The 20,487-nt window shown below is 41.3% G+C and carries 16 protein-coding genes; 1 reads left to right on the forward strand and 15 read right to left on the reverse strand.

Annotation, left to right across the window (positions count from 1 at the left end):
- Positions 1–132 precede the first annotated feature (132 nt).
- A complete protein-coding gene (locus ACZ5AE_RS16950) occupies positions 133–1,029 on the forward strand; it encodes a LysR family transcriptional regulator (RefSeq protein ID WP_464565785.1) in 897 nt (298 codons plus the stop codon).
- Positions 1,030–1,052: 23 nt separating this feature from the next.
- On the opposite strand, the gene ACZ5AE_RS16955 is transcribed toward ACZ5AE_RS16950, so the two are convergent.
- The 15 genes from ACZ5AE_RS16955 to ACZ5AE_RS17025 all read right to left on the reverse strand — a co-directional run bounded on the left by ACZ5AE_RS16955 (position 1,053) and on the right by ACZ5AE_RS17025 (position 20,357).
- Entirely contained in the window at positions 1,053–2,276 is a 1,224-nt protein-coding gene (locus ACZ5AE_RS16955) for a threonine synthase (RefSeq protein ID WP_464565786.1), read from the reverse strand.
- Positions 2,277–2,778: 502 nt separating this feature from the next.
- Positions 2,779–2,988, reverse strand: coding sequence for a hypothetical protein (locus tag ACZ5AE_RS16960; RefSeq protein WP_464565787.1), 210 nt, complete (start codon positions 2,986–2,988; stop codon positions 2,779–2,781).
- 719 nt (positions 2,989–3,707) lie between these two features.
- Positions 3,708–5,168: a M20 family metallopeptidase gene (locus ACZ5AE_RS16965; RefSeq protein WP_464565788.1), complete on the reverse strand. Its 1,461-nt coding sequence runs from the start codon at positions 5,166–5,168 to the stop codon at positions 3,708–3,710.
- A 13-nt stretch (positions 5,169–5,181) separates the two neighbouring features.
- On the reverse strand, positions 5,182–6,540 hold the full coding sequence (locus ACZ5AE_RS16970; protein WP_464565789.1) for a CapA family protein: 1,359 nt from the start codon (positions 6,538–6,540) through the stop codon (positions 5,182–5,184).
- Positions 6,541–6,575: 35 nt separating this feature from the next.
- Entirely contained in the window at positions 6,576–7,955 is a 1,380-nt protein-coding gene (locus ACZ5AE_RS16975; protein WP_464565790.1) for an amidohydrolase, read from the reverse strand.
- Positions 7,937–8,992, reverse strand: a complete 1,056-nt coding sequence (locus ACZ5AE_RS16980) for an ABC transporter ATP-binding protein (RefSeq protein WP_464565791.1) — start codon at positions 8,990–8,992, stop codon at positions 7,937–7,939. Before ACZ5AE_RS16980 ends, ACZ5AE_RS16975 begins: the two co-directional genes overlap by 19 nt.
- On the reverse strand, positions 8,982–9,983 hold the full coding sequence (locus ACZ5AE_RS16985; protein WP_464565792.1) for an ABC transporter ATP-binding protein: 1,002 nt from the start codon (positions 9,981–9,983) through the stop codon (positions 8,982–8,984). The genes ACZ5AE_RS16980 and ACZ5AE_RS16985 overlap by 11 nt, the downstream gene beginning before the upstream one ends.
- A 36-nt stretch (positions 9,984–10,019) precedes the next feature.
- Positions 10,020–10,922 carry an ABC transporter permease gene (locus ACZ5AE_RS16990; protein ID WP_464565793.1) on the reverse strand — a complete coding sequence of 301 codons (903 nt, stop codon included), beginning with the start codon at positions 10,920–10,922 and terminating at the stop codon, positions 10,020–10,022.
- A gap of 28 nt (positions 10,923–10,950) precedes the next feature.
- Positions 10,951–11,904: an ABC transporter permease gene (locus ACZ5AE_RS16995; protein WP_464565794.1), complete on the reverse strand. Its 954-nt coding sequence runs from the start codon at positions 11,902–11,904 to the stop codon at positions 10,951–10,953.
- A gap of 179 nt (positions 11,905–12,083) precedes the next feature.
- Positions 12,084–13,676, reverse strand: a complete 1,593-nt coding sequence (locus tag ACZ5AE_RS17000; protein WP_464565795.1) for an ABC transporter substrate-binding protein — start codon at positions 13,674–13,676, stop codon at positions 12,084–12,086.
- Positions 13,677–13,739: 63 nt separating this feature from the next.
- Complete coding sequence (locus tag ACZ5AE_RS17005; protein WP_464565796.1) at positions 13,740–14,996, reverse strand: amidohydrolase; 1,257 nt, start codon at positions 14,994–14,996, stop codon at positions 13,740–13,742.
- Positions 14,997–15,238: 242 nt separating this feature from the next.
- Positions 15,239–16,615, reverse strand: coding sequence for an allantoinase AllB (gene allB / locus ACZ5AE_RS17010; protein WP_464565797.1), 1,377 nt, complete (start codon positions 16,613–16,615; stop codon positions 15,239–15,241).
- A 51-nt stretch (positions 16,616–16,666) separates the two neighbouring features.
- Positions 16,667–18,070: an NCS1 family transporter gene (locus tag ACZ5AE_RS17015; protein ID WP_464565798.1), complete on the reverse strand. Its 1,404-nt coding sequence runs from the start codon at positions 18,068–18,070 to the stop codon at positions 16,667–16,669.
- Between the two features lie 434 nt (positions 18,071–18,504).
- On the reverse strand, positions 18,505–19,245 hold the full coding sequence (locus ACZ5AE_RS17020; protein ID WP_464565799.1) for a maleate cis-trans isomerase family protein: 741 nt from the start codon (positions 19,243–19,245) through the stop codon (positions 18,505–18,507).
- Positions 19,246–19,295: 50 nt separating this feature from the next.
- Entirely contained in the window at positions 19,296–20,357 is a 1,062-nt protein-coding gene (locus ACZ5AE_RS17025; RefSeq protein ID WP_464565800.1) for a carcinine hydrolase/isopenicillin-N N-acyltransferase family protein, read from the reverse strand.
- Positions 20,358–20,487: the final 130 nt, after the last annotated feature.

Here is a 20,487-nt window from a genome sequence, read left to right on the forward strand (position 1 = left end):
CCATCTTCATCCTTTCAAATTTAGGTATATAGAACCTTTTACCTATTCCTATCATAAAATCGGTACTGTAATATTCTTAATAAGGTGTAAATTCTGTAAATTTTTACAATAATATGACTAAAGGAGGTAACAATGGATTATCATCTTCTCACTTTTGTTACTGTTGCCGAGAAAAAAAACTTTACGCGTGCAGCCGAAGCCCTACATATTTCTCAATCTGCTGTTACTTTATCCATTAAAGTACTAGAGAAACAATATGAGTTAAAGTTGCTTGACCGAAGTAATAAATATGTGCGATTAACAAAGGCTGGGGAAATCTTGTATCAGCATGCAAAGCAAATTCTATCCCTATATGACCGGATGAATCGGTTAATCGATGAAATGGCTCATTCAGCAAGCGGGATTCTTACGATTGGTTCGGGCTATACATTTGGGGAATATATACTTCCAAGAATCATTTCAGAATTTACAGATGAATTTCCACTCATTAAGCCAAATATCGCCATTCGGAACTCCCATCGAATTATTTCACAGTTGCTTCGTGGCGAATTGGATTTAGGCATTGTTGAAGGTATAGTAGAGAATCCTAAATTACATATTCAACCATTTGCCCAAGATGAAATGGTCCTGATTGTCTCTCCTAAGCACCCACTTGCATCAAAACAAGATGTGGAACTGCAGGACTTAAATGATGAAACATGGATTATTCGGGAGAAAGGTTCTGCGACCCGTCAATCTATTAATCAACTTTTCTCAGAAAATAACTTCTCACCTAACGAAATTCGCTCCTTTGGAAGCTCTCAGATTATTAAAGAATCGGTTGAAGCCGGTTTAGGGATTTCTATTTTATCCATTCATACCATTCGTAAAGAAATGGAACTCAAATCCTTACATACCTTAAGAATTAAAAACAACCCGATTATTCGTAATTTTTGCTATGTCATCCCTAAGATGGACCTTCAACCTAGATCCGTTAGTTTATTTTTATCCTTCCTAGAAAACCACTCAACTTTAGACATTTTCGTTTAATTTTCATTATCCTTATGGTTTACTTATGATTGAATACTCTTCATAATAGTGTCCCCTTTTTGTAAAATCGGGACCTCAACGGAAATGGTGTCGGGATACTTAATTCCCATTCCAGTATTCAGGGCAACGACGATATCTTGCTCTTTTATCCAGCCTTGTTCTCTTAGTCTGCGAGCTGCGACAAAAGTTGCAGCTCCCTCTGGACAAACGAATGCTCCTTCAAGGCTGGCCAGTTTCCTTTGTTCCTCCAAAAGCGCCTCATCCTCAATCGCAACTGCACAACCATTTGTTTGATAAATGGCCTCAAGGACTAAAAAGTCCCCCAATGCTTTCGGAACATTAATTCCGAAAGCAACCGTTTCAGAATCATTCCAAAACTCTGATTCTGACCTTCCTTCCTCCCATGCTTTAACAATTGGGGCACAGCCTTCTGCTTGAACAGCGACCAAGCGAGGAAGCTCTCCTTCCACCCAGCCCAACTTTTTCAGTTCAGTAAGTGCTTTATAAATACCAATAATCCCTACGCCGCCTCCTGTTGGATATAAAATGACGTCAGGCAGCTTCCAATCCATTTGTTCGGCAATCTCGAGTCCCATGGTCTTTTTTCCTTCAATCCGGTAGGGTTCCTTTAAGGTCGATGCATCGAATAAACCTTGTTCTGCAACCGAGTGCGCCACAATTTTTCCGGCATCACTGATTAGTCCATCAACAAGATATAGGTTTGAACCTGAGATAGCTGTCTCATTTCTAGTAATTTTGGGTGCATCAATTGGCATGACGATGGTAGATTGAATTCCTCCTCTTGCCGCATAAAGTGACCAAGCAGCTCCTGCATTTCCATTGGTAGGCATGGCAAGTTCTGTTACACCTAACTCTTTTGCTTTGGATACTCCCACTGCCGCTCCTCGAGCTTTAAATGTTCCTGTCGGAATGATTCCCTCGTCTTTCATCCACAAATTTACTATTTTCATATCTTCACCCATAATAGGCATCTTAATAAGCGGAGTCATCCCTTCACCTAAGGTAACGACATCTTTCTCATCAGCAACTGGAAGCAGTTCATGATACCTCCATAAGCTGGATACTCTACCGACTAAATCTTCTTTTGAAAGCGCCTTGCCTAGGTGTTCTAAGTCGTATTCAACTAATAACGGTGATCCACAGGTGCATAGCTGATTTTTCTGTTCGTGTGAATACCTGTTGCTGCATTTTGGACAATATAGATGAGAGATGTAACTGTATTTCATAGGGTTCACTCCATTCTTTATCGTTCTTTTTTAAACATCATACTTGATAGTTTTTGATAAATGAAATTAATAATATTAATGGAAATCATTTAGAAATTTAATGACAACGTTTCTAACAGGCTATCAAACTATAAAGAAGGACGTAGATACGGACATTTAACTCGTACTTTGGGTGTTTTACAGGTAGAACCCCGGCCTTCGGACATTTTACTTCTTTCTTAGCTCGTTTTGTCCGTAGAGCCCCGGCCTTCGGACATTCCCGCTTCTTTCTTTGCTCGTTTTGTCCGTAGTACCCTATCCTACGGACATTTCTACTTCTTTCTTTGCTCGTTTTGTCCGTAGAACCCCGGCCTTCGGACATTTCTGCTTCTTTCTTAGCTGGTTTTGTCCGTAGAACCCCAGTCTACGGACATTTCTACTTCTTTCTTTGCTCGTTTTGTCCGTAGATCCCAGGCTTGCGGACATTTCTGCTTCTTTCTTAGCTCGTTTTGTCCGTAGAACCCTATCCTACGGACATTTCCACTTCTTTCTTAGCTCGTTTTGTACGTAGAACCCAGGCCTTCGGACATTCCCGCTTCTTTCTTTGCTCGTTTTGTCCGTAGATCCCATGCCTTCGGACATTTCCATTTCTTTCTTTGCTCGTTTTGTCCGTAGAGCCCCGGCCTTCGGACATTTCCGCTTCTTTCTTTGCTCGTTTTGTCCGTAGAACCACGGCCTGCGGACATTTCTACTTCTTTCTTAGCTCGTTTTGTCCGTAGTACCCTATCCTACGGACATTTCTACTTCTTTCTTAGCTCGTTTTGTCCGTAGTACCCCGGCCTTCGGACATTTCTGCTTCTTTCTTAGCTGGTTTTGTCCATAGAACCCCAGTCTACGGACATTTCTACTTCTTTCTTTGCTCGTTTTGTCCGTAGTACCCTATCCTACGGACATTTCTACTTCTTTCTTAGCTCGTTTTGTCCGTAGAGCCCCGGCCTTCGGACATTCCCGCTTCTTTCTTAGCTCGTTTTGTCCGTAGTACCCTATCCTACGGACATTTCTACTTCTTTCTTAGCTCGTTTTGTCCGTAGATCCCAGGCCTTCGGACATTTCTGCTTCTTTCTTAGCTCGTTTTGTCCGTAGAACCCTATCCTACGGACATTTCCACTTCTTTCTTAGCTCGTTTTGTCCGTAGAACCCAGGCCTTCGGACATTCCCGCTTCTTTCTTTGCTCGTTTTGTCCGTAGATCCCAGGCCTTCGGACATTTCCATTTCTTTCTTTGCTCGTTTTGTCCGTAGATCCCTATCCTACGGACATTTCCACTTCTTTCTTTGCTCAAACTCACCGATTGGCACAGCCCATAAAGCACGGTTCATTAGGCGTAGTTGACATTAAACTTTCCTATTAGCTAAAAAGGACCGCTTAATTCAACATTAAGCAGTCCCTAATCTTTACACTAATAGACTTTCCTTTAATATAGCAGGCATTACTCCAGAAGGTATAGGACATTGGTAGGGGTGTTCCGCCAGTTGTGCTTTTAATTCCTGTTTAGCTTGCTCGATAATTTCCTGATTTTCCAATGCTTTAATGGCTGTTAACGCCAATACTTTAGAAACCTGCAGCAACCCTTTGTGGGAAATGGAAGACTTTCCTTGGGTAACCATTTGCCAGCTGTGAAGCACTGTCCCCAAAGCAGAAGTCGTATACATACATTGGGCCGTTGGGGTTATCCAGCTTACATCGCCTACATCAGTAGATCCGGAGAGGAATCCCTTTCCGTCAAATCGAATAGGCACAGCAGAGAGGAAAGGTCCTTCTGGATTAATCGGGAATCTTTTGGAACTAACCGCTTGGAAATACTCACCATTTTGCTTTTCCGCATCATTTAATGTATTCCAAATCTGCTTAGCAAATTGATATTCTTCTGTCGTATAGGAAGGCATACCCACCTCTAGAAGAGATTGTGCCAACACTTTTCCTAACGTATAATTCGGGTTATAGTTGGAACAAGCTTTATCAAAATGAATCTCGACTTCTGTCTCCGTCATTAAAGCGGCCCCTTTAGCAATCTTACATAGACGGTCATAGATTTTCTTGGTTTTGTTCATATTCTGATCACGCACAAGGTATAGTACCTCTGCCTCTGACTGGACCACATTTGGTGAAATACCGCCAGAGTTGGTGATGGCATAGTGGATCCGTGCTTCTTGGCTGACATGTTCCCGCATATAATTTGCCCCAATATTCATGAGTTCCACGGCATCTAAAGCACTTCTTCCTAAGTGGGGAGTGGCTGCAGCATGAGCGCTTCTACCCTTAAATTTAAAATAAACTTGGATGTTGGCTAATGAACTGCATCCCTGAACACCGGTACGGCTATTTGGGTGCCATGTCAAGGCGAAATCCACATCATCAAATACCCCTTCACGGGCCATAAAGGTTTTACCTGATCCGCCTTCCTCACCAGGACAGCCATAGAAGCGAACCGTTCCCTTTAATTGATTCACCTCGATATATTTTTTCAATGCGGAAGCTGCGGCTAAAGCGCCGGTCCCTAATAAATTATGGCCACAACCATGCCCATTGCCGCCAGGCTGAATGGCTTCCTGATAATCCACATCACATGTTTGGCTCAATCCAGATAAAGCATCATACTCGCCTAGGAAACCTATTACTGGTTTCCCTTCACCAAATTCACCGATAAAAGCTGTTTCGATTCCTGCAACACCGCTTGTTACCTTAAATCCCTCTTTCTCTAACTGCCCACATAGATACTTACTTGAGATGTATTCCTGAAATCTTGTTTCAGGATTTTCCCAGATAAAGTCACTGATTTCTTTCCATTTCTCCTGTGTTTGGTCGATATATTCGGTTACCCAATCAACTTGCTTCAAAACCACTTCTCCCTCCATTTACCGCTATTTTTTAGACAAATTTCACTTCTGGTTTCTCTATCTCAGCGGTTGCTTGCCCATAAATCCGGCCAATTCCATCTTCAATGATGATGTTGGTACCAAATGGTTTCGATAAATCTTGAAGCCTTTTTAGGATGGATTCATTCTTTGTAATTTCCGGGAAACCATTTTGATGGCGCTTCTTTCCGTGAGAAAGTTCAAGCGGATATAAGGTTATTTCGACTAACTCTCCGTCTTTCATGGTCCAGAAGGGAAGGACGGACTCCATCATTTCCGGTATACTCAATAATCCTTTTCTGCCGTTAAAGGATTTCTTGTCCATTGCCTTCATCACGCCATATTCGTTAGGAATATGATGGTTATCATAAAAATCCTGCGGCAGGGCATCCAGGGTTTCATTTTGGAAAATAAAGTTTCCTAGACTATGAAAAATCGGTCTTCCCCGGTATATTTCAATGCCCCTCAATGTATGCGGCCCATGGCCAATGACACTGTGGGCACCGGCATCAATAAAACGTTTCGCAGCTTTTCCTACAAAATCAGCTCCGATTCGTTTATTCGTCCCCTTCATTTCATGGGCATGGAAGTTAACCATTACATAATCCGCTTGTCTTAGTGCATCATCGATAACCCCTTCAATACGCTGCATGTCTTTTTCATTAGGCTCGGTTACAAGGCCCTGTTCCTCCCCGACTTCAAATAACATCTGGTAGCCGTATTGATCCCTTCCAAAAGGTAAAACTCCTTCCGGAAATGGCAGCATAAATGCTTCATTGATGGACATTTGGGTGAAGGCATTTACCTCTGTTTTATCGGCAATGTTTTTTAACACCGCGAGTTCTTCAGAGCTAATCCTATGTCTGCGAACATGGCGAAGACCATTAATTCCAGGTCTTCCTTTGATGTTATGCCTTTGTTCTGTGGCCATGTGGGTCAAATGAGAAACGACCGAAACGGAAATAAATCCAATACGGCCAGCTATTGTATCCAGGAAAATCGGCTTTCCTGCTTCATATAAGTTTTCTCCGGTACCTGTATGGAGTATGCCTGCTTCATCCAGATGACTGTTCGTTGCTTCGAGTCCGTCATATCCATAGTCAAAAGCATGATTGTTTGCAGTGCCAACAAGATTAAAGCCAAAGGCTTTAAGATCGTCTAACCGATCGGGTGTCGTTCGGATGTGCGTACCACCTGGAATCGCTCCAGGGGTCCCTTCATTTTGCAAAATACTAATTTCAAGATTTGTGATTCTTCCATCCGCTTGCTTGATAATTTTTTCAATCGCTTGAAAGCTTTCCTCCTGATAACTTGGAATCCGTCTTGTAGGTAAATAATCACCGGTGGCTGCAAATGAAATCGTACTCTTCATCGTTTGGCACCCCTTATCCTTAGTTAGGAAAAACCTTATACTAATGCCTTTTTAACATTGAGTTTAGTAGAGTTTAATACCACTAGAGCTAATGCCTTTACGCCAATCTTCATACCAAGTTCATCAATATCAAATTTTTCATTATGATGACCGGCTGCAAGAGTTGTTCCCACGACACCGTAGGTTGCCAATCCCCCATTGCTTTTGACCTTTTCCATCATGTAGGTTGCATCTTCAGAGCCAGAACTTTCATTTGAAAGTAAATGAACTTGACTGATTTCATCTATATTTTGAATGGATTCTTGAACAAATTCTGCCAATTCCTCACTACAATCTACTGATTTGGCTTCGCCTACGATGTCAATGTTTACCTCCACCTGATGAGCCATTGCCGTACCTTTTAGAATATTGAAGGCATTGGCTAAGATATATTCATTCACTTCAGGGGTATCACCTCTGGTTTCAATCTTAAGTTTTGCAGAGGACGGAATAATATTTCTTCCTGTTCCTGCGTTTAAGACACCGACGTTGATTCGTGAATTACCGTCGCCATGGCGGGAAATTCCGTGTAAATTTAGGACTGCCGATGCGGCAGCCAGTAAGGCATTTCTGCCTTCTTCGGGACATTTGCCAGCATGGGAAGCGACTCCAGTGAAAGTGACATCCATTTTAGTGGTGGATAAGTAGCCGTTATTGGCGCACACATACTCTCCCAGCGGCACACCGGTGCCAATATGATTAGCAAGGAAAACGTCCACATCATCTAGAACACCAGCCGCCACCATTGATTTTGCCCCGCGGACGCCCTCTTCTGCCGGCTGAAAAATCAGCTTAATTTTCCCTGAAAGTTGATCCTGAATTTGTGAAAATAATTTCGCCAATCCTAATCCGATTGAGGTATGGGCATCATGGCCGCATGCATGCATCATTCCTTCATTCACCGAACGAAATCCCATTGCAGCGGGTACATGCTCAGGTACGCCTGATTCCACTAAATCTAGAGCATCCATATCAAATCGCAGGCCAATCGTTGGTCCAGGGCGCTTGGTATCCAGAATACCTACCACACCGGTATGACCGCCTTTTACATATTCCAGCCATTTTTCATTCGCTCCTTGCTTCAGCGCCCGTTGTTCATGCTGCCGTAAAATCTCCTCAGGCGGAACACCCATTCTTGCATTGGTGTCAATGACTTGTTTCCCAATCTTCACTTCATATCCCCATGCTTCCAGCTTTTCAGCAACTAATGAAGAAGTGCGAAACTCAAGCCAGCCCGATTCGGCATGTTTATGAAAATCCCTTCTCCATTCCACCATCTCAGAATAAATTTCTTCTACTAAACCATTCATCTGTGCGTTCATTTCATCACCCATTTCCAATAAATTTTTAGTTGCAATTAATCTAGTAAATGGCATGCTACAAAATGTCCTTGTGCCTTCTCTACTCTTTTCGGAACTGCTTGTTTACAGATGTCCGTTGCTAAAGGACAACGTGTATGAAAGTTGCACCCTGAAGGAGGGTTAATTGGAGACGGAATTTCCCCTTTTAAGATAATCTTTTCTTGTTTGATTTTTGGATTTGGATGCGGAATGGAAGATAACAAAGCTTTGGTATACGGATGAAGCGGATTGGCAAAAAGTTCATCCGTTTCGGCTTCTTCGACCATTTTTCCTAAATACATGACACCAATTCGATCGGAAATATGTCTTACAACACTTAAGTCATGTGCGACAAATAAGTAGGTCAGCCCAAATTCTTCCTGTAAATCCTCGAGAAGATTAATGATCTGTGATTGAATGGACACATCAAGTGCCGAAACGGGTTCATCACAAATGACAAGCTTTGGGTTCACTACTAATGCACGCGCCAGACCAATCCTTTGCCGCTGACCGCCAGAAAATTCATGGGGAAAGCGATAATAAGTATCTGCATGTAAGCCGACTTTTTCCAGTATGTCGAATACCCTTTCCATCCGTTCTTGACTCGTGCCAATATTGTGAATCACCATCGGTTCTGCAATACTGTCTCCAATCCTTTTACGGGGATTCAACGAGGAATACGGGTCCTGAAACACCATTTGTAAATTTTGCCGTTGTTTTCTAAACTCTGAGTTTGATAGTTTAAAAATGTCTGTTCCTTCAAAAAACACCTCGCCATCCGTAGGGTCAGTCAACCGTAAAATGGTACGACCAAGAGTACTCTTTCCGCAGCCAGACTCGCCCACCAATCCATACGTCTCGCCTTCATATAAATGAAAGGTTACATCATCCACTGCTTTCACATATTTTTTGGTGACCCCAATCGAATTTTTCACCGGGAAGTATTTTTTGATTCCTTTTATATCAAGAAGCTTCTCTCTTGCAATCTCTATTCTTGGCTGGGCTTTAAATGCGGCGGCTCCATAAGAACCGTTCCCATTTTCTCTTTCCAGTTTCAATGCTTCATGTTGCATTCGATACAGCCCCCTTTATTGTTTGATAATGCCAGCATTTAATTCTTTTGTTGTGATCCAGCGTTTCTAATTCTGGCTTTTCATTCATGCATTTTGCATCTGCAAACGGACACCTTGGGGCGAATCTGCATCCTTTTGGAATTTCATTCAGGGATGGAACCATTCCTTTAATAATGGAGAGTTTATTATTTCGATCGCCAGTAAGCTGAGGTATCGAGCTGATTAACCCTTGTGTATAGGGATGAAGCGGATTTTCGAATAAGGATTCCACATCTCCTTCCTCTACGACTTCCCCTAAATACATAACCGCTACTCGTGTGCAATGCTGGGCCACCACACCCAAATCGTGGGTAATCAGCATGATACCCATATCTAATTTCTTTCTTAGACTGTCAATGAGTTCCAAAATTTGTGACTGGATCGTCACGTCCAATGCCGTAGTCGGTTCGTCTGCAATCAACAGTTTGGGCTGACAGGCAAGGGCAATGGCAATCATGACCCGCTGCCGCATCCCGCCTGAAATTTGATGAGGATATTCATGAACCCTCTGTTCAGGTGCCGGAATGCCAATTAATTTCAACATTTCAATCGCCCGGTTGAAGGCTTCTTTCTTCGATAATTTCTGATGGAGCATAATCGGCTCCATGATTTGGTCTCCAATCGTAAAAACAGGGTTGAGAGAACTTAAGGGGTCTTGAAAGATCATAGAAATATCATTTCCCCTAATCTTCCTCATTTCAGAATCCGATATTTTTAAAAGGTTTTTTCCTTCAAAATTAATCTCACCATCATAAGTCGTTACCCCTTTTTCTTCAAACAATCGTAAAATCGACTGTGCTGTCACACTCTTTCCGCATCCAGATTCCCCAACAATGGCTAACACTTCACCACGGTCGACATGAAAGGAAATCCCATCCACTGCGGTAACCTTCCCTCTTTCGGTTCGGAAATGAGTCTTAAGGTTGTTTACTTCTAATAAGTGGTCTCCCATTATTCGCATCCTCCTTTCAAAACTACCTTTCAAACCCTATTTCTTGGCATGGTTTGTATGTGGGTCTAACAAGTCTCTCAATCCATCACCAAACAGGTTCAAGCCTAATACACTTAAAATAATGGCCACCCCGGGGAAAAAGGTCATCCACCAAGCATTAAAAATAACCAATTTGCCATCAAAAAGGATGTTGCCCCAACTTGGGTCCGGTGCTGGTACACCCACACCTAAAAAACTCAAACCGGCTTCAATAATAATCGCATCGGCGAAGATAAAGGTAGAGTAGACAATTAAAGGGGATAGAGTATTAGGTGCTATATGCCCCCAAATAATTCTTAAGGAGGAAGCCCCTTGTGCCTTCATCGCTTCAATATAGGTTTGTTCTCTTACTACTAATGCTGCTGAACGTACCACCCGAGCAACATAAGGGGTAAATACTGCGGCCAACGCAATAATGACATTATCAATTTTCGTTCCCAATGCTGCCATTAATGCGATTGCTAATAAAATAGCAGGAAAAGCCATTAATCCATCACAAATCCTCATTAAAACATGATCTAATACCTTATAGTAAGCGGAATATAAACCGATAATCATACCTAATACCGATGTAATGATGGCAACAGAAAGTCCAACACCCATAGATGCCCTTGCCCCATATACGACTCGTGCAAATAGGTCCCGACCTAAGTTATCTGTTCCAAAAATATGATCTGCACTTGGAGCTTTTAATCTACTAGTTACTACCATTTCATAGGGACTATAGGACGAAAGTAAAGGTCCCAATAAGGTAACCAGTAAGGTAAGAAAGATAATGACACTTCCGGTAACCGTCAATTTATTGGAAAAAAACCGGCGGACAAACAAACGTCTCCGTTCTCGGTTAATATCTCGTCTAAAATCGCTCAATTCCCGTCTCTTTTCAACAGCTACTTCCATTCGATTTCCTCCAGTCAGAGCAAATTTTTTACGATTCTTTCTTTAGTCGTACCCGTGGGTCGATAACTCCATAGAGTAAGTCAACTAATAAATTGATCAAAACATAGGTTAAAGTAACCATTAAAACCGTACCCTGGATGACCATATAGTCTCTTCGTTCAACGGAATTGATGATTAATTGGCCAATGCCAGGAATATTAAACACCGTCTCGGTAACGGCAGCTCCTGCAACAAGCGTTCCAAAGGTTTGCCCAATAACTGTTAAAATTGGGATAAAGGCATTTCTTAAAGTGTGCTTATAGATAACTTTTCTCTCATGCAGTCCTTTTGATCGAGCCGTCTTAATAAAGTTCAAATTCAACGTTTCCACCATGGAAGACCGAGTCATCCGTGCAATAAGTGCGGCTTGGCCGGTACCTAAGGCAATTGCTGGCATAATAAGATATTTAATATGCTCCCAAAATCCGGCGCTCAATGGCTGATACCCGGCTACCGGAAGCCACCTTAAGTTAATAGCCAAAATAATAATTAAAAATAATCCGAAGAGGAAATGGGGGATCGATATGCCCAGCAAGGAAAGTCCCATAAAAGTTTGGTCAGTCGCTGTTCCCCGCTTTCTAGCAGCCATAATTCCTAAAGGCAAGGCAATAAGAATAGCCGTAATTTGAGACAAAATGGCTAAAGATATCGTAGGACCGAGATGTTCTAGTATCGCCTCCGTTACCGGTTTATCCATAAAAAATGAATCGCCCAAGTCTCCTTGGAAAACACCTTCAACCCAATGGAAATATTGCAGGTAAACGGGATCATTTAGTCCTAGATCCTCACTTAATTGCTTGACATCTTCGTGACTAGCTTCAGGACCAAGTATCACGGATGCAGGGTCTCCAGGTGTTAAATGGATAATCATGAAAACGACAATCGAAACAATGAGAAGAACTGGAATAAGAGAAAGAATTCTTTTTAAGATATACGATTTCAAATTAAACAAGCCTCCTTTTGCCGAGTATGTAACGGAAGATACCAATCGGGGGTTATAATAGTAATGGGGAAACCTCACTGCACAATTTCCAGATTGCGATGTTTGAACATCCTTCCGGACATTGTCTTACACGTGAGGTCACCCCTTACCACTCAACCTCTTGTTATTCTAAGAAGTTATTATTTTGTTAGACTTGTATTCCATAGAATCATACCTTCGAAATAAGTGTTTCCTTTAATTTCGTTATTTCGATAAGCATGGAAGGTATAATAATCACCGATTTTAATGTAAGGTACATACTCTTTCCAAGCATATTCCTGCATTTCTTCCCATTTGGCGTAAGCATCCTTATCAGAGGCAGCGGTACGAATTTGTTCTGTGAATTGTTGAAGTTTCTCATCCGCCGGCCAGCCTGCGTAATTAGGGTCTAGTGGTAGCGTTTGAGTAGGCAAAGATACTGGGGAAAATCCAGTAATAAATGCATCCCAAGCAGCTGGATCATTCCGTTTAGAAGTCAATGTTGCCCAGTCCACGACGTCCAATTTCACCTTAATTCCAATCGCTTCTAACTCTTCTTTCAAGACAACAGCAGAATTATAACTATACTCATAATCCCTGGTTGTTAGAATACGGACCTCTTCTCCGTTATAGTTGGATTCACTAAGTAACTGTTTAGCCTTTTCTTTATCATTTTGGTTATAATACTTTTTCCCGGCATCTGTGTACCATTTTTTCTGGTCTTTATACATTAATCCATTATCTAATCTGTAAAATTTCTTATTCCCATATGCTCCAATCAATACATCTTCATTATTAATCCCTGTGTTTACAGCCTGACGAAGTTTCTCGTCCGTAAATGGCCCTTGTTTTTTGTTAAATACGAAGGAAAGACCCCCATATAAATTTAAGATTGGTTTCGTATCAGAGGAACTGCTAATTTGTTCGTAGTTATCAGAAGGGATTTGATAAGCAATTTGATATTGACCTGTTGTAATTCCACCGAGTCTAGTAGAGCTATCTGTAACAACTTCAAAAATAATATTATCTACCAAAGCTTCCTTTTTCCCTGCTAATCCATCAGATGGTGCATCTACAGGTTTGTAGTCATCATATTTTGCCACTTTAATATATTGGTCTGGTTTCCATTCAACAAATTTAAATGGTCCAGTCCCGACAATTTCGGTTATCCCGTCCTTTGGAGCATTGTCAATAATTTCTTTCGGCATGATGCCAGCAAACTGGTTGGTAGAAGCAATGACGTCTAATACACCAATGGTCGGCTTTTCAATTTTTAATTGAACCGTATATTTATCTACTTCTTCAAATTGACCTTTTCCAATCGCATTAGCAGCCCGCGTTGATTTGGTTAACCAGCGGTTCATCGATGCAACTACATCTTCTGCTGTCATCTCTTTACCGTTATGGAATTTGACCCCTTGTCTTAATTTGAAGGTATAAGTTAAACCATCCTCACTTACGTCATAAGATTCTGCTAACATCGGCTGCACTTCGTAATCTGGGTTTAACACCAATAAGGTTTCAAAAATGTGTCTGGCGATTTCTTTGGTCGCAGTGGTTGTAGAGATTTGGGGATCTAATGTTGGCGGCTGGGCATCAATCGCAACGTGAAGATCTCCCCCTTTTTTCGTTACAGCCTCACCGCTGGCGGATTTTGTTTCTTTGTCTGAATTACTACTGCATCCAAATAAGGCCATTGAGAGCAATAACAGACATATGATTAACCAACTGAGCTTTTTAAACCTTTTTGTCATAAATAAACCCCCTTTTTTATATAAAAATTTGGATATCGGTATGTTGAATGAAGAACTATCCTTCTACGTTAACATCCGTTTTCCAATTCTTACTAACAGTTGTACGGCTAGCGGCAGAACAGCCTCATCAATATCAAATTTGTGATGATGGTGCGGCGCCGGTAATGGGGAACCAATATTCATATAAGTTCCCTTTCCTCCTCTATCTTGAACCCTTTTAATAAGGAAAGAAGCATCTTCACTGCCTAGGCTAATGTCACAATCTTCTTTAAAAGATGAAAACCCTTCTATTTGCTTTGCCTCTTCGAGTACCACGGAAACCATCTCTGGATCAGGTTGGATTGTGGTCGCTTCACCAATGATGTCTATCTTAGATGTTAATCCGTGCATCAGGGCACTATATTCTACAATTGACTTCACCCGATCTTCTAGTTCGTCTTTTATTTCTGCTCTATCAGAACGGACATCTATGACCATAGAAGCTTCGCTCGGAATAATATTTGCCGCTGTTCCCCCTTCTAATATTCCTACATTCACCCGAGTGGTCCCACCGCTGAAACGAGGGATGGCATGGATATTTAATAGAGCTGTAGCTGCTCCTAGTAAGGCATTGCGCCCTTTTTCAGGAGTACCGCCAGCATGGGATGGAACTCCGTAAAAATAGGCCTTCATTTTGGAAGAAGCTAAAAATTTTGAATTTCCTCCATGAACTTCACCTAGTGGCAAATCTAATCCAAGGTGGGAACAGAACAGAAAGTCTACGTCATCGACAATCCCTTTTTGGGACATCGCATATCCGCCTCGCCCTCCTTCTTCAGCAGGTTGAAAAATTAGTTTCAAGGTACCAGCAAACTCTCGGTCTGCTAATCTTTCAGCCAGTAACAGCCCCATAGCGGTATGGCCGTCATGCGCACATGCATGCATATTTCCAGAGAATTCAGAGGAGAATTCTTCCGCGTACGGATCATGATCTTCATCGCTGCTCTCATGGATAGGCAACGCATCCATATCAAATCGGAAAGCTACTGTAGGCCCTTCCTTCTTTCCTTTCAATGTTCCTACGACTGCGGTATTGCCGCCTTTCATTTTTTCAATTATGTCCGGATTGGCACCGTATTTTACTGCTCTTACATACGCCTCGTCCAATTCTCGTTTAGTTGGAACCCCACGACGAGCTTCAGAATCGATGGCATCTTCGCCATATAGAACGTTAAATCCTAAAAGCTTAAGAACCTCCACCACTTTGGAAGCGGTTCTGAATTCAGTAAAACCCAATTCAGGATAACGATGAAAATCTCTTCTTAAATCTATGACATTCATGAAAAACCCCTCCTTATCCCTTGAAAAATAAGTAAAATAATGTTAATAATTAGAGTCATGTAAGGTATTTTGACAATAGATTTTTGATTTATTAGAATATTAACAAAGTTAAGATAATAAATAAAATTAGTTTTATAAATATTGATAATGAGTTTTTTTAATCATTGTTAAATTAATAGAATTTTAAAATAGAAGTGGCGCAGGAATTCTTCCTGCGCCACTTCTATTTTCGATATACGGATTTAAATTTCTACTAAACTATTTGCGGAAAGATATTTCCCCACAGGTCGACCAACGATTCCTTTTTCAAGATCAAATACAAGCTGACCTCTCACAAATGTTTTCGTGACACGGCAATCAATCGTTCTGCCAATATAAGGGCTGTTCGGATGACGGTAGTATAAATCTTCCTTCCTTACCTGGTAGGATTGATTCGGGTCAATTAGGATGATATCTGCATCTTTATCCAACTCAATACTGCCCTTTTGCTTCAAGTTAAATCTCTTTGCAGGATTTGCAGCAATCAGTTGAGCAAAACGATATACAGGTAAACCGCGCTTCTTGACCGCTTCATCAAACATCAAATCCACATTATTTTGACAGCCCGTGATGCCTCCAAAGATTTCAAAAATATTGTTGGTGTCACTTTGCTTCATTTCTGGGGGACACGGAGAGTGATCGGATGTAAGGAAATCGATTTTCCCTTCCAAAAGGGCTTCCCATAATTGATCCTGCTCCTCTTTTTCACGTAATGGCGGCGCGCATTTCGCTGCAGGGCCAATTTTTTCAAAGGTTTCTAAATCCATCGTGAAATAGTGGGGACAGGATTCCAACGTCACATCCTGGCCTTCCTCGCGGGCTTTCATAATCTCCTCTACCGCTTGCCTGCTGCTGATATGAACAAAGTGGAGACTGCATCCCGTTTCTTTCCCTAAAAATAACGCCTGTCTGACCGCATCAACTTCTGCAATAATAGGCCTTGACTCCACATAATCCCTTGCCGTTACCTTGCCCTGCTTGATTTTATCTAAGGCATATTGATCTGTGAATTCGGCATTTTCAGCATGTATGGATAAAAAATGCCCCAATTCAGCCAATTTCTTCATTCCTTGATAAAGGGTGTAAACATCCACGTTCTTAAAGTCCCCTTCTACATCACTACCCGTTGTCGCCATGAAGCATTTATAGGCGGCAACTCCCCCGTTGGAGAGATCTTCCAGGTCCTCGATGTTCCCTGGGACTAATCCTCCGTACAGTGCGTAATCCACATAGGCTTTATTTTCCGCACACTTCAATTTTCCACTTAGTGCTTCTTTATTTGTAGTCGCGGGAAGGCCATTTAACGGCATATCCACAATAGAAGTGGTTCCTCCGGCGGCCAGCGCTTTTGTTCCTGTTTCAAACCCCTCCCAATCTCTTCCTGGTTCAGAAAGATGAACATGGGCATCTACCATCCCTGGCATCACATATTGACCGAAAGCATCGACATATTCCTTGGAAGAATCGTTAATATGTTGGGATATTTCAATAATTTTGCCATCCTTAATACCGATATCCACCTTTTCAAAAGAGTCCTTTAACACGACATTTCCATTTTGGATCACCAAATCAAACTTCATTTCCCCTCATCCCTTCTATAAATATAGAAATATATATGATGATTAACATGTCTATTTTTCAAAAATGGTTCCTTTTTTAAATACAGATTGTTTAAATCCATATTTATTCAGCAAGTAGTAGGAGATGCCGCCAACCACTAATCCAATCGGCCAGCTAAGATCGACAACAGTAAATGCACTGGCAGCGCCAATGACCATAGCGATAATGGCAGCCATATTTAACCCGCTGAATTGACCATTCGGATTGTACAATTCATTAATATCTACTTTTTTCTTCCGCAAAAGTATATAGTCAACGACCAATATTGCCGTAATCGGTGCTAAAAAAGCGGAATAAGTTAGGATAAAGATTCGGAGTCCATCTGATGAACCTGGCTGAATCAATTTCCAAGGGAATGATACCATTGCAAGCAAGCCTGCAATCACGACTGAAACTTTATATTTTACTTTTGTAAACAATTGAATGATGTAGGCAGCCGGAACAATGTTAGCAATCAGGTTAACAGCAACAGCTCCAAGAACAACGAATACGGACACGATGAAAGTAATATAATCATTGTTAACAATTTTTGCGAACGCTTGAACAGGGTTCGCAAGGCCAGTTGCAGCAGCAAGCATGACACCAAGACTCATGACTGTAAAATACGTTATCGTTACCGGGGTAAAGTACATGAAAAACCGTTTAGGAGCTGATACTCCAACTTTTAATTCACGTGAGTAATCAGACGCACTTAGGAATAGCGTAGCGTAATTTCCAAGGAAGGCCATTGTGAATGACCAGAACGGGAGTCCCCATGTCCCTTTTGCTTCTACCCAGGTTGACTGAATGACTGCACTATGGTCTTTTAAAATTACTACAGCCGCATAGACAAATGATGACATAAGGACGATTGCAATTACAGAGTTCAACCACTTTATTGTGTGGAAACCTTTTAAAGATAAAACAATTTGGATGACTACAAGAATGACAAAACTAATCGGAATACTATTAATTTTTCCTCCAGTTGCAATTCTGATGATTTCACTTAATCCAGTTGCACCAATCCACGACTGAAACCCATACCATACGATTGCCGGAACGCCTCTCAGTATGGACGAAAGAATGGCACCCTTCATCCCAAAAGCCATTCTTAAATGAATAACATATGGTACACCATTGCGATAGCCGAAACCGTCATTCATTAGAAAAGCAGCACCGATAATAGTAGTTGCGATAAGTAATGAAACCATCGTTTGCATGAAATTCATGGTTGCTGTCCCAGCAACAACTAACCCAGTTCCTATAGCCATGTTACCTAAGCTTACACCATCTCCTGTGAACGCTAATCCGAAACTCAGTGGACTCATGATCCTTTTTTCAGGGTTATTTGGCCGTAAACTTTCTTCCACCCCAGAAAAGTCATAATCTTGAGTTGGTTGATTTACTTGAATTGGCTGAATTACTGGACTTGTCATAATAACTCCCCCTTTATTATAAAAAGCATTACTAATTACCAAATTTATTTTGAGAGTTTCATTACCACATGAAGTTCCCGCAATATACGGGCTAAAGCTAGTCCATCCAAAGCTTCCTGTAAGGGTTACGAATCAGGTTTAATTGCCTCTCTTTCGCGATTTTTAAAAATCGTTGTCTCGCTTCCTTTCGGAGCATTCTGCACTTCTCAAAGTTTTTTCTAGATCATATTGTTTTGTTTTATCCACCGTGATTTTTTAAAAGCGAATAAAGTTTTTTCCTCCTTTGTCAAGTTTCTTTCCAAACTATATCACAGGAAAAATAGAAATTTACTTTTTGTGTAAGGTCTTCTAACATGTTATTTTTAATTCTTTTGATTTTTCCGATAAATATTGCTAGATCAAGGTATCGGTCGAAAACCCTTCTTGGTTTCGATTTATTGATTTACAGTTGCCCTAGAAAACAATTCTCCCCACCCTTTTACTTTGGCAGGTTCAATATCTGCCATTTTTAAACATTCCCAAATAAGCACATTAATTGTGTCATACATTGGCAGTTTGTATTTTTCTTCATAATAGTTCACCTTAGCCACTGGAGGAAAATTCGTACAAACGATACTTAAAGCATCTGCGGGGGAAAAGGTTACTTCCTTAATTTGCTCTTCAATTCTTTCCTGAGGCACCAAACTAAACGAGCGATTGTGCGTGATATTGAGTCCAGAACGATTCACCGTTTCTATTCCACACTCATTCTTATATTGTTCCGCAATTAATCTATTAATTTCAGGAATATACGGAGTAACAAGGTGTACGGATTTAATGTCATGCTCTTTGAATGCTCTTATTTGCGATAACATGGAAGTGGTTGCCGGGATTCCTGTTCTTTTCGTAATCTCTTCGCAAAGCTTTCTGTCTACATCAAAACCGATCCATCCGCCTGATGTTCCGTTCCATGCAATCACATCGACTTCGGCATGTGCCAGTAATTCTGCTGCCCGAAGCATGGGTTCCATATTGAATTGACTTAATGAATCCTGCTCCAGTGATATTTTCGTCACTTCGAAACGGCTATAATGACAGGTTACCTCCGGAACATCATGCAGCATCCTCGAGCAAATCGGCTCCAATGCTGTATTAGAGGATGGTGTCAGCATTCCAATTTTTTTAGGTTCTTTCACTTTGAATTCCCTCCTATAATTTTTGATTTGTTTTTCCTGCCTGCTTCAAATCATTTTTTATAAAATAAAGCGCTCTCAAAATTGCCAATTTTCCTTTCTAAATATCTAGCCCCGATTGGAGTGATGTTTCCAGCCCAATCAGTGTAATACCCTTCCTCTTCCAGTTCAGTTAGTACAAACGGAATCCATTGGCCCCAAGTGTTTTTATTTTCACCAAAGATAGCAGGATCGGCGTGATCCTCTTCACCATCTGGCCAGCCGTATGTATACCAGAAAGTAAGATTTTGTGGATCATACATCTCAGTACTCACTGTCCCGCTTTGAAGACCGTGATTGGAAATCGACTTTTCGTGCGGTGCTCCTGGGTCAGGAGTTCGATCACTAATAAGTTTTTTCATCGTTTCTACATCAATTTGCGATGCGTTTTCTTTTAGGAGACTCATTGCTCGATGATAACGGAATTCAGAGGTATCAAAATGAATGGTATTTCCTCTTTTGCTATCATCGAGTGCTATCATCGAATCCACTTCCCACCTATTGGCTCTTGCTGCTATTCCCAAGTCTTTGCTCGTGAAGGTCTCAGCCACTGTAACTGTCTTATAGCCAACTTCTACAACGGCCATATTCCCATTTCTATCCGCAAAAAGGTAATTGCCCTGGGTGCCGAATCCTTTTGGATTTTCTTTTACAAATGTGATGGCCTCATCAACTGTCGAAACCATTGCTCCCATCTTTAAAAACCATTCAACAGCATCTAATTTCTCAGGATCTTCCCCTTCTTTCGGAACAACCCATGCTCTTGTCCACGAAAAACCAGTTTCATTCATCCCCCTATCCGATCCGATATCAATCAGTTCCCCGGAAGAGTCTTTAATCAGACAAGGGGTATGCACAAATTTATATCCCCCGTCTTTTGGAATGGTGACAACTACAGGTTTTCTAGGTCCTTCGAGGTAAGGGTTATCACTGGTAGAGGCCAAAAATACACGCCTGCCAATCGTCGCTGTACCAGTGGCTCCCATTATGGTACAAGCGGCTAATACCGAATGGTCGGAGCCAAAAATAAGCAGAATGGCCCCTGCTATTACTAGATTTAATAGGATGGTTTTCACTCTTCTCACCCTTTTCTACAAAAATAAATTGAATATTCGATTAATTGGATTATAATTGTATTTAAATAATTACGGAAATACTGATTTTTTATATGTCCTATAAGTCGATGCTTATAGTTATAAGAAAGAG

This window comes from Neobacillus sp. S1227 (genome assembly GCF_055385255.1).

Bases quoted from the DNA above. Each gene is read 5' to 3' on its own strand.
- ACZ5AE_RS16950 (WP_464565785.1), top strand. From the start codon at position 133: ATGGATTATCATCTTCTCACTTTTGTTACTGTTGCCGAGAAAAAAAAC.
- ACZ5AE_RS16955 (WP_464565786.1), bottom strand. From the start codon at position 2,276: ATGAAATACAGTTACATCTCTCATCTATATTGTCCAAAATGCAGCAAC.
- ACZ5AE_RS16965 (WP_464565788.1), bottom strand. From the start codon at position 5,168: ATGGAGGGAGAAGTGGTTTTGAAGCAAGTTGATTGGGTAACCGAATAT.
- ACZ5AE_RS16970 (WP_464565789.1), bottom strand. From the start codon at position 6,540: ATGAAGAGTACGATTTCATTTGCAGCCACCGGTGATTATTTACCTACA.
- ACZ5AE_RS16975 (WP_464565790.1), bottom strand. From the start codon at position 7,955: ATGCCATTTACTAGATTAATTGCAACTAAAAATTTATTGGAAATGGGT.
- ACZ5AE_RS16980 (WP_464565791.1), bottom strand. From the start codon at position 8,992: ATGCAACATGAAGCATTGAAACTGGAAAGAGAAAATGGGAACGGTTCT.
- ACZ5AE_RS16985 (WP_464565792.1), bottom strand. From the start codon at position 9,983: ATGGGAGACCACTTATTAGAAGTAAACAACCTTAAGACTCATTTCCGA.
- ACZ5AE_RS16990 (WP_464565793.1), bottom strand. From the start codon at position 10,922: ATGGAAGTAGCTGTTGAAAAGAGACGGGAATTGAGCGATTTTAGACGA.
- ACZ5AE_RS17000 (WP_464565795.1), bottom strand. From the start codon at position 13,676: ATGACAAAAAGGTTTAAAAAGCTCAGTTGGTTAATCATATGTCTGTTA.
- ACZ5AE_RS17005 (WP_464565796.1), bottom strand. From the start codon at position 14,996: ATGAATGTCATAGATTTAAGAAGAGATTTTCATCGTTATCCTGAATTG.
- allB (WP_464565797.1), bottom strand. From the start codon at position 16,615: ATGAAGTTTGATTTGGTGATCCAAAATGGAAATGTCGTGTTAAAGGAC.
- ACZ5AE_RS17015 (WP_464565798.1), bottom strand. From the start codon at position 18,070: ATGACAAGTCCAGTAATTCAGCCAATTCAAGTAAATCAACCAACTCAA.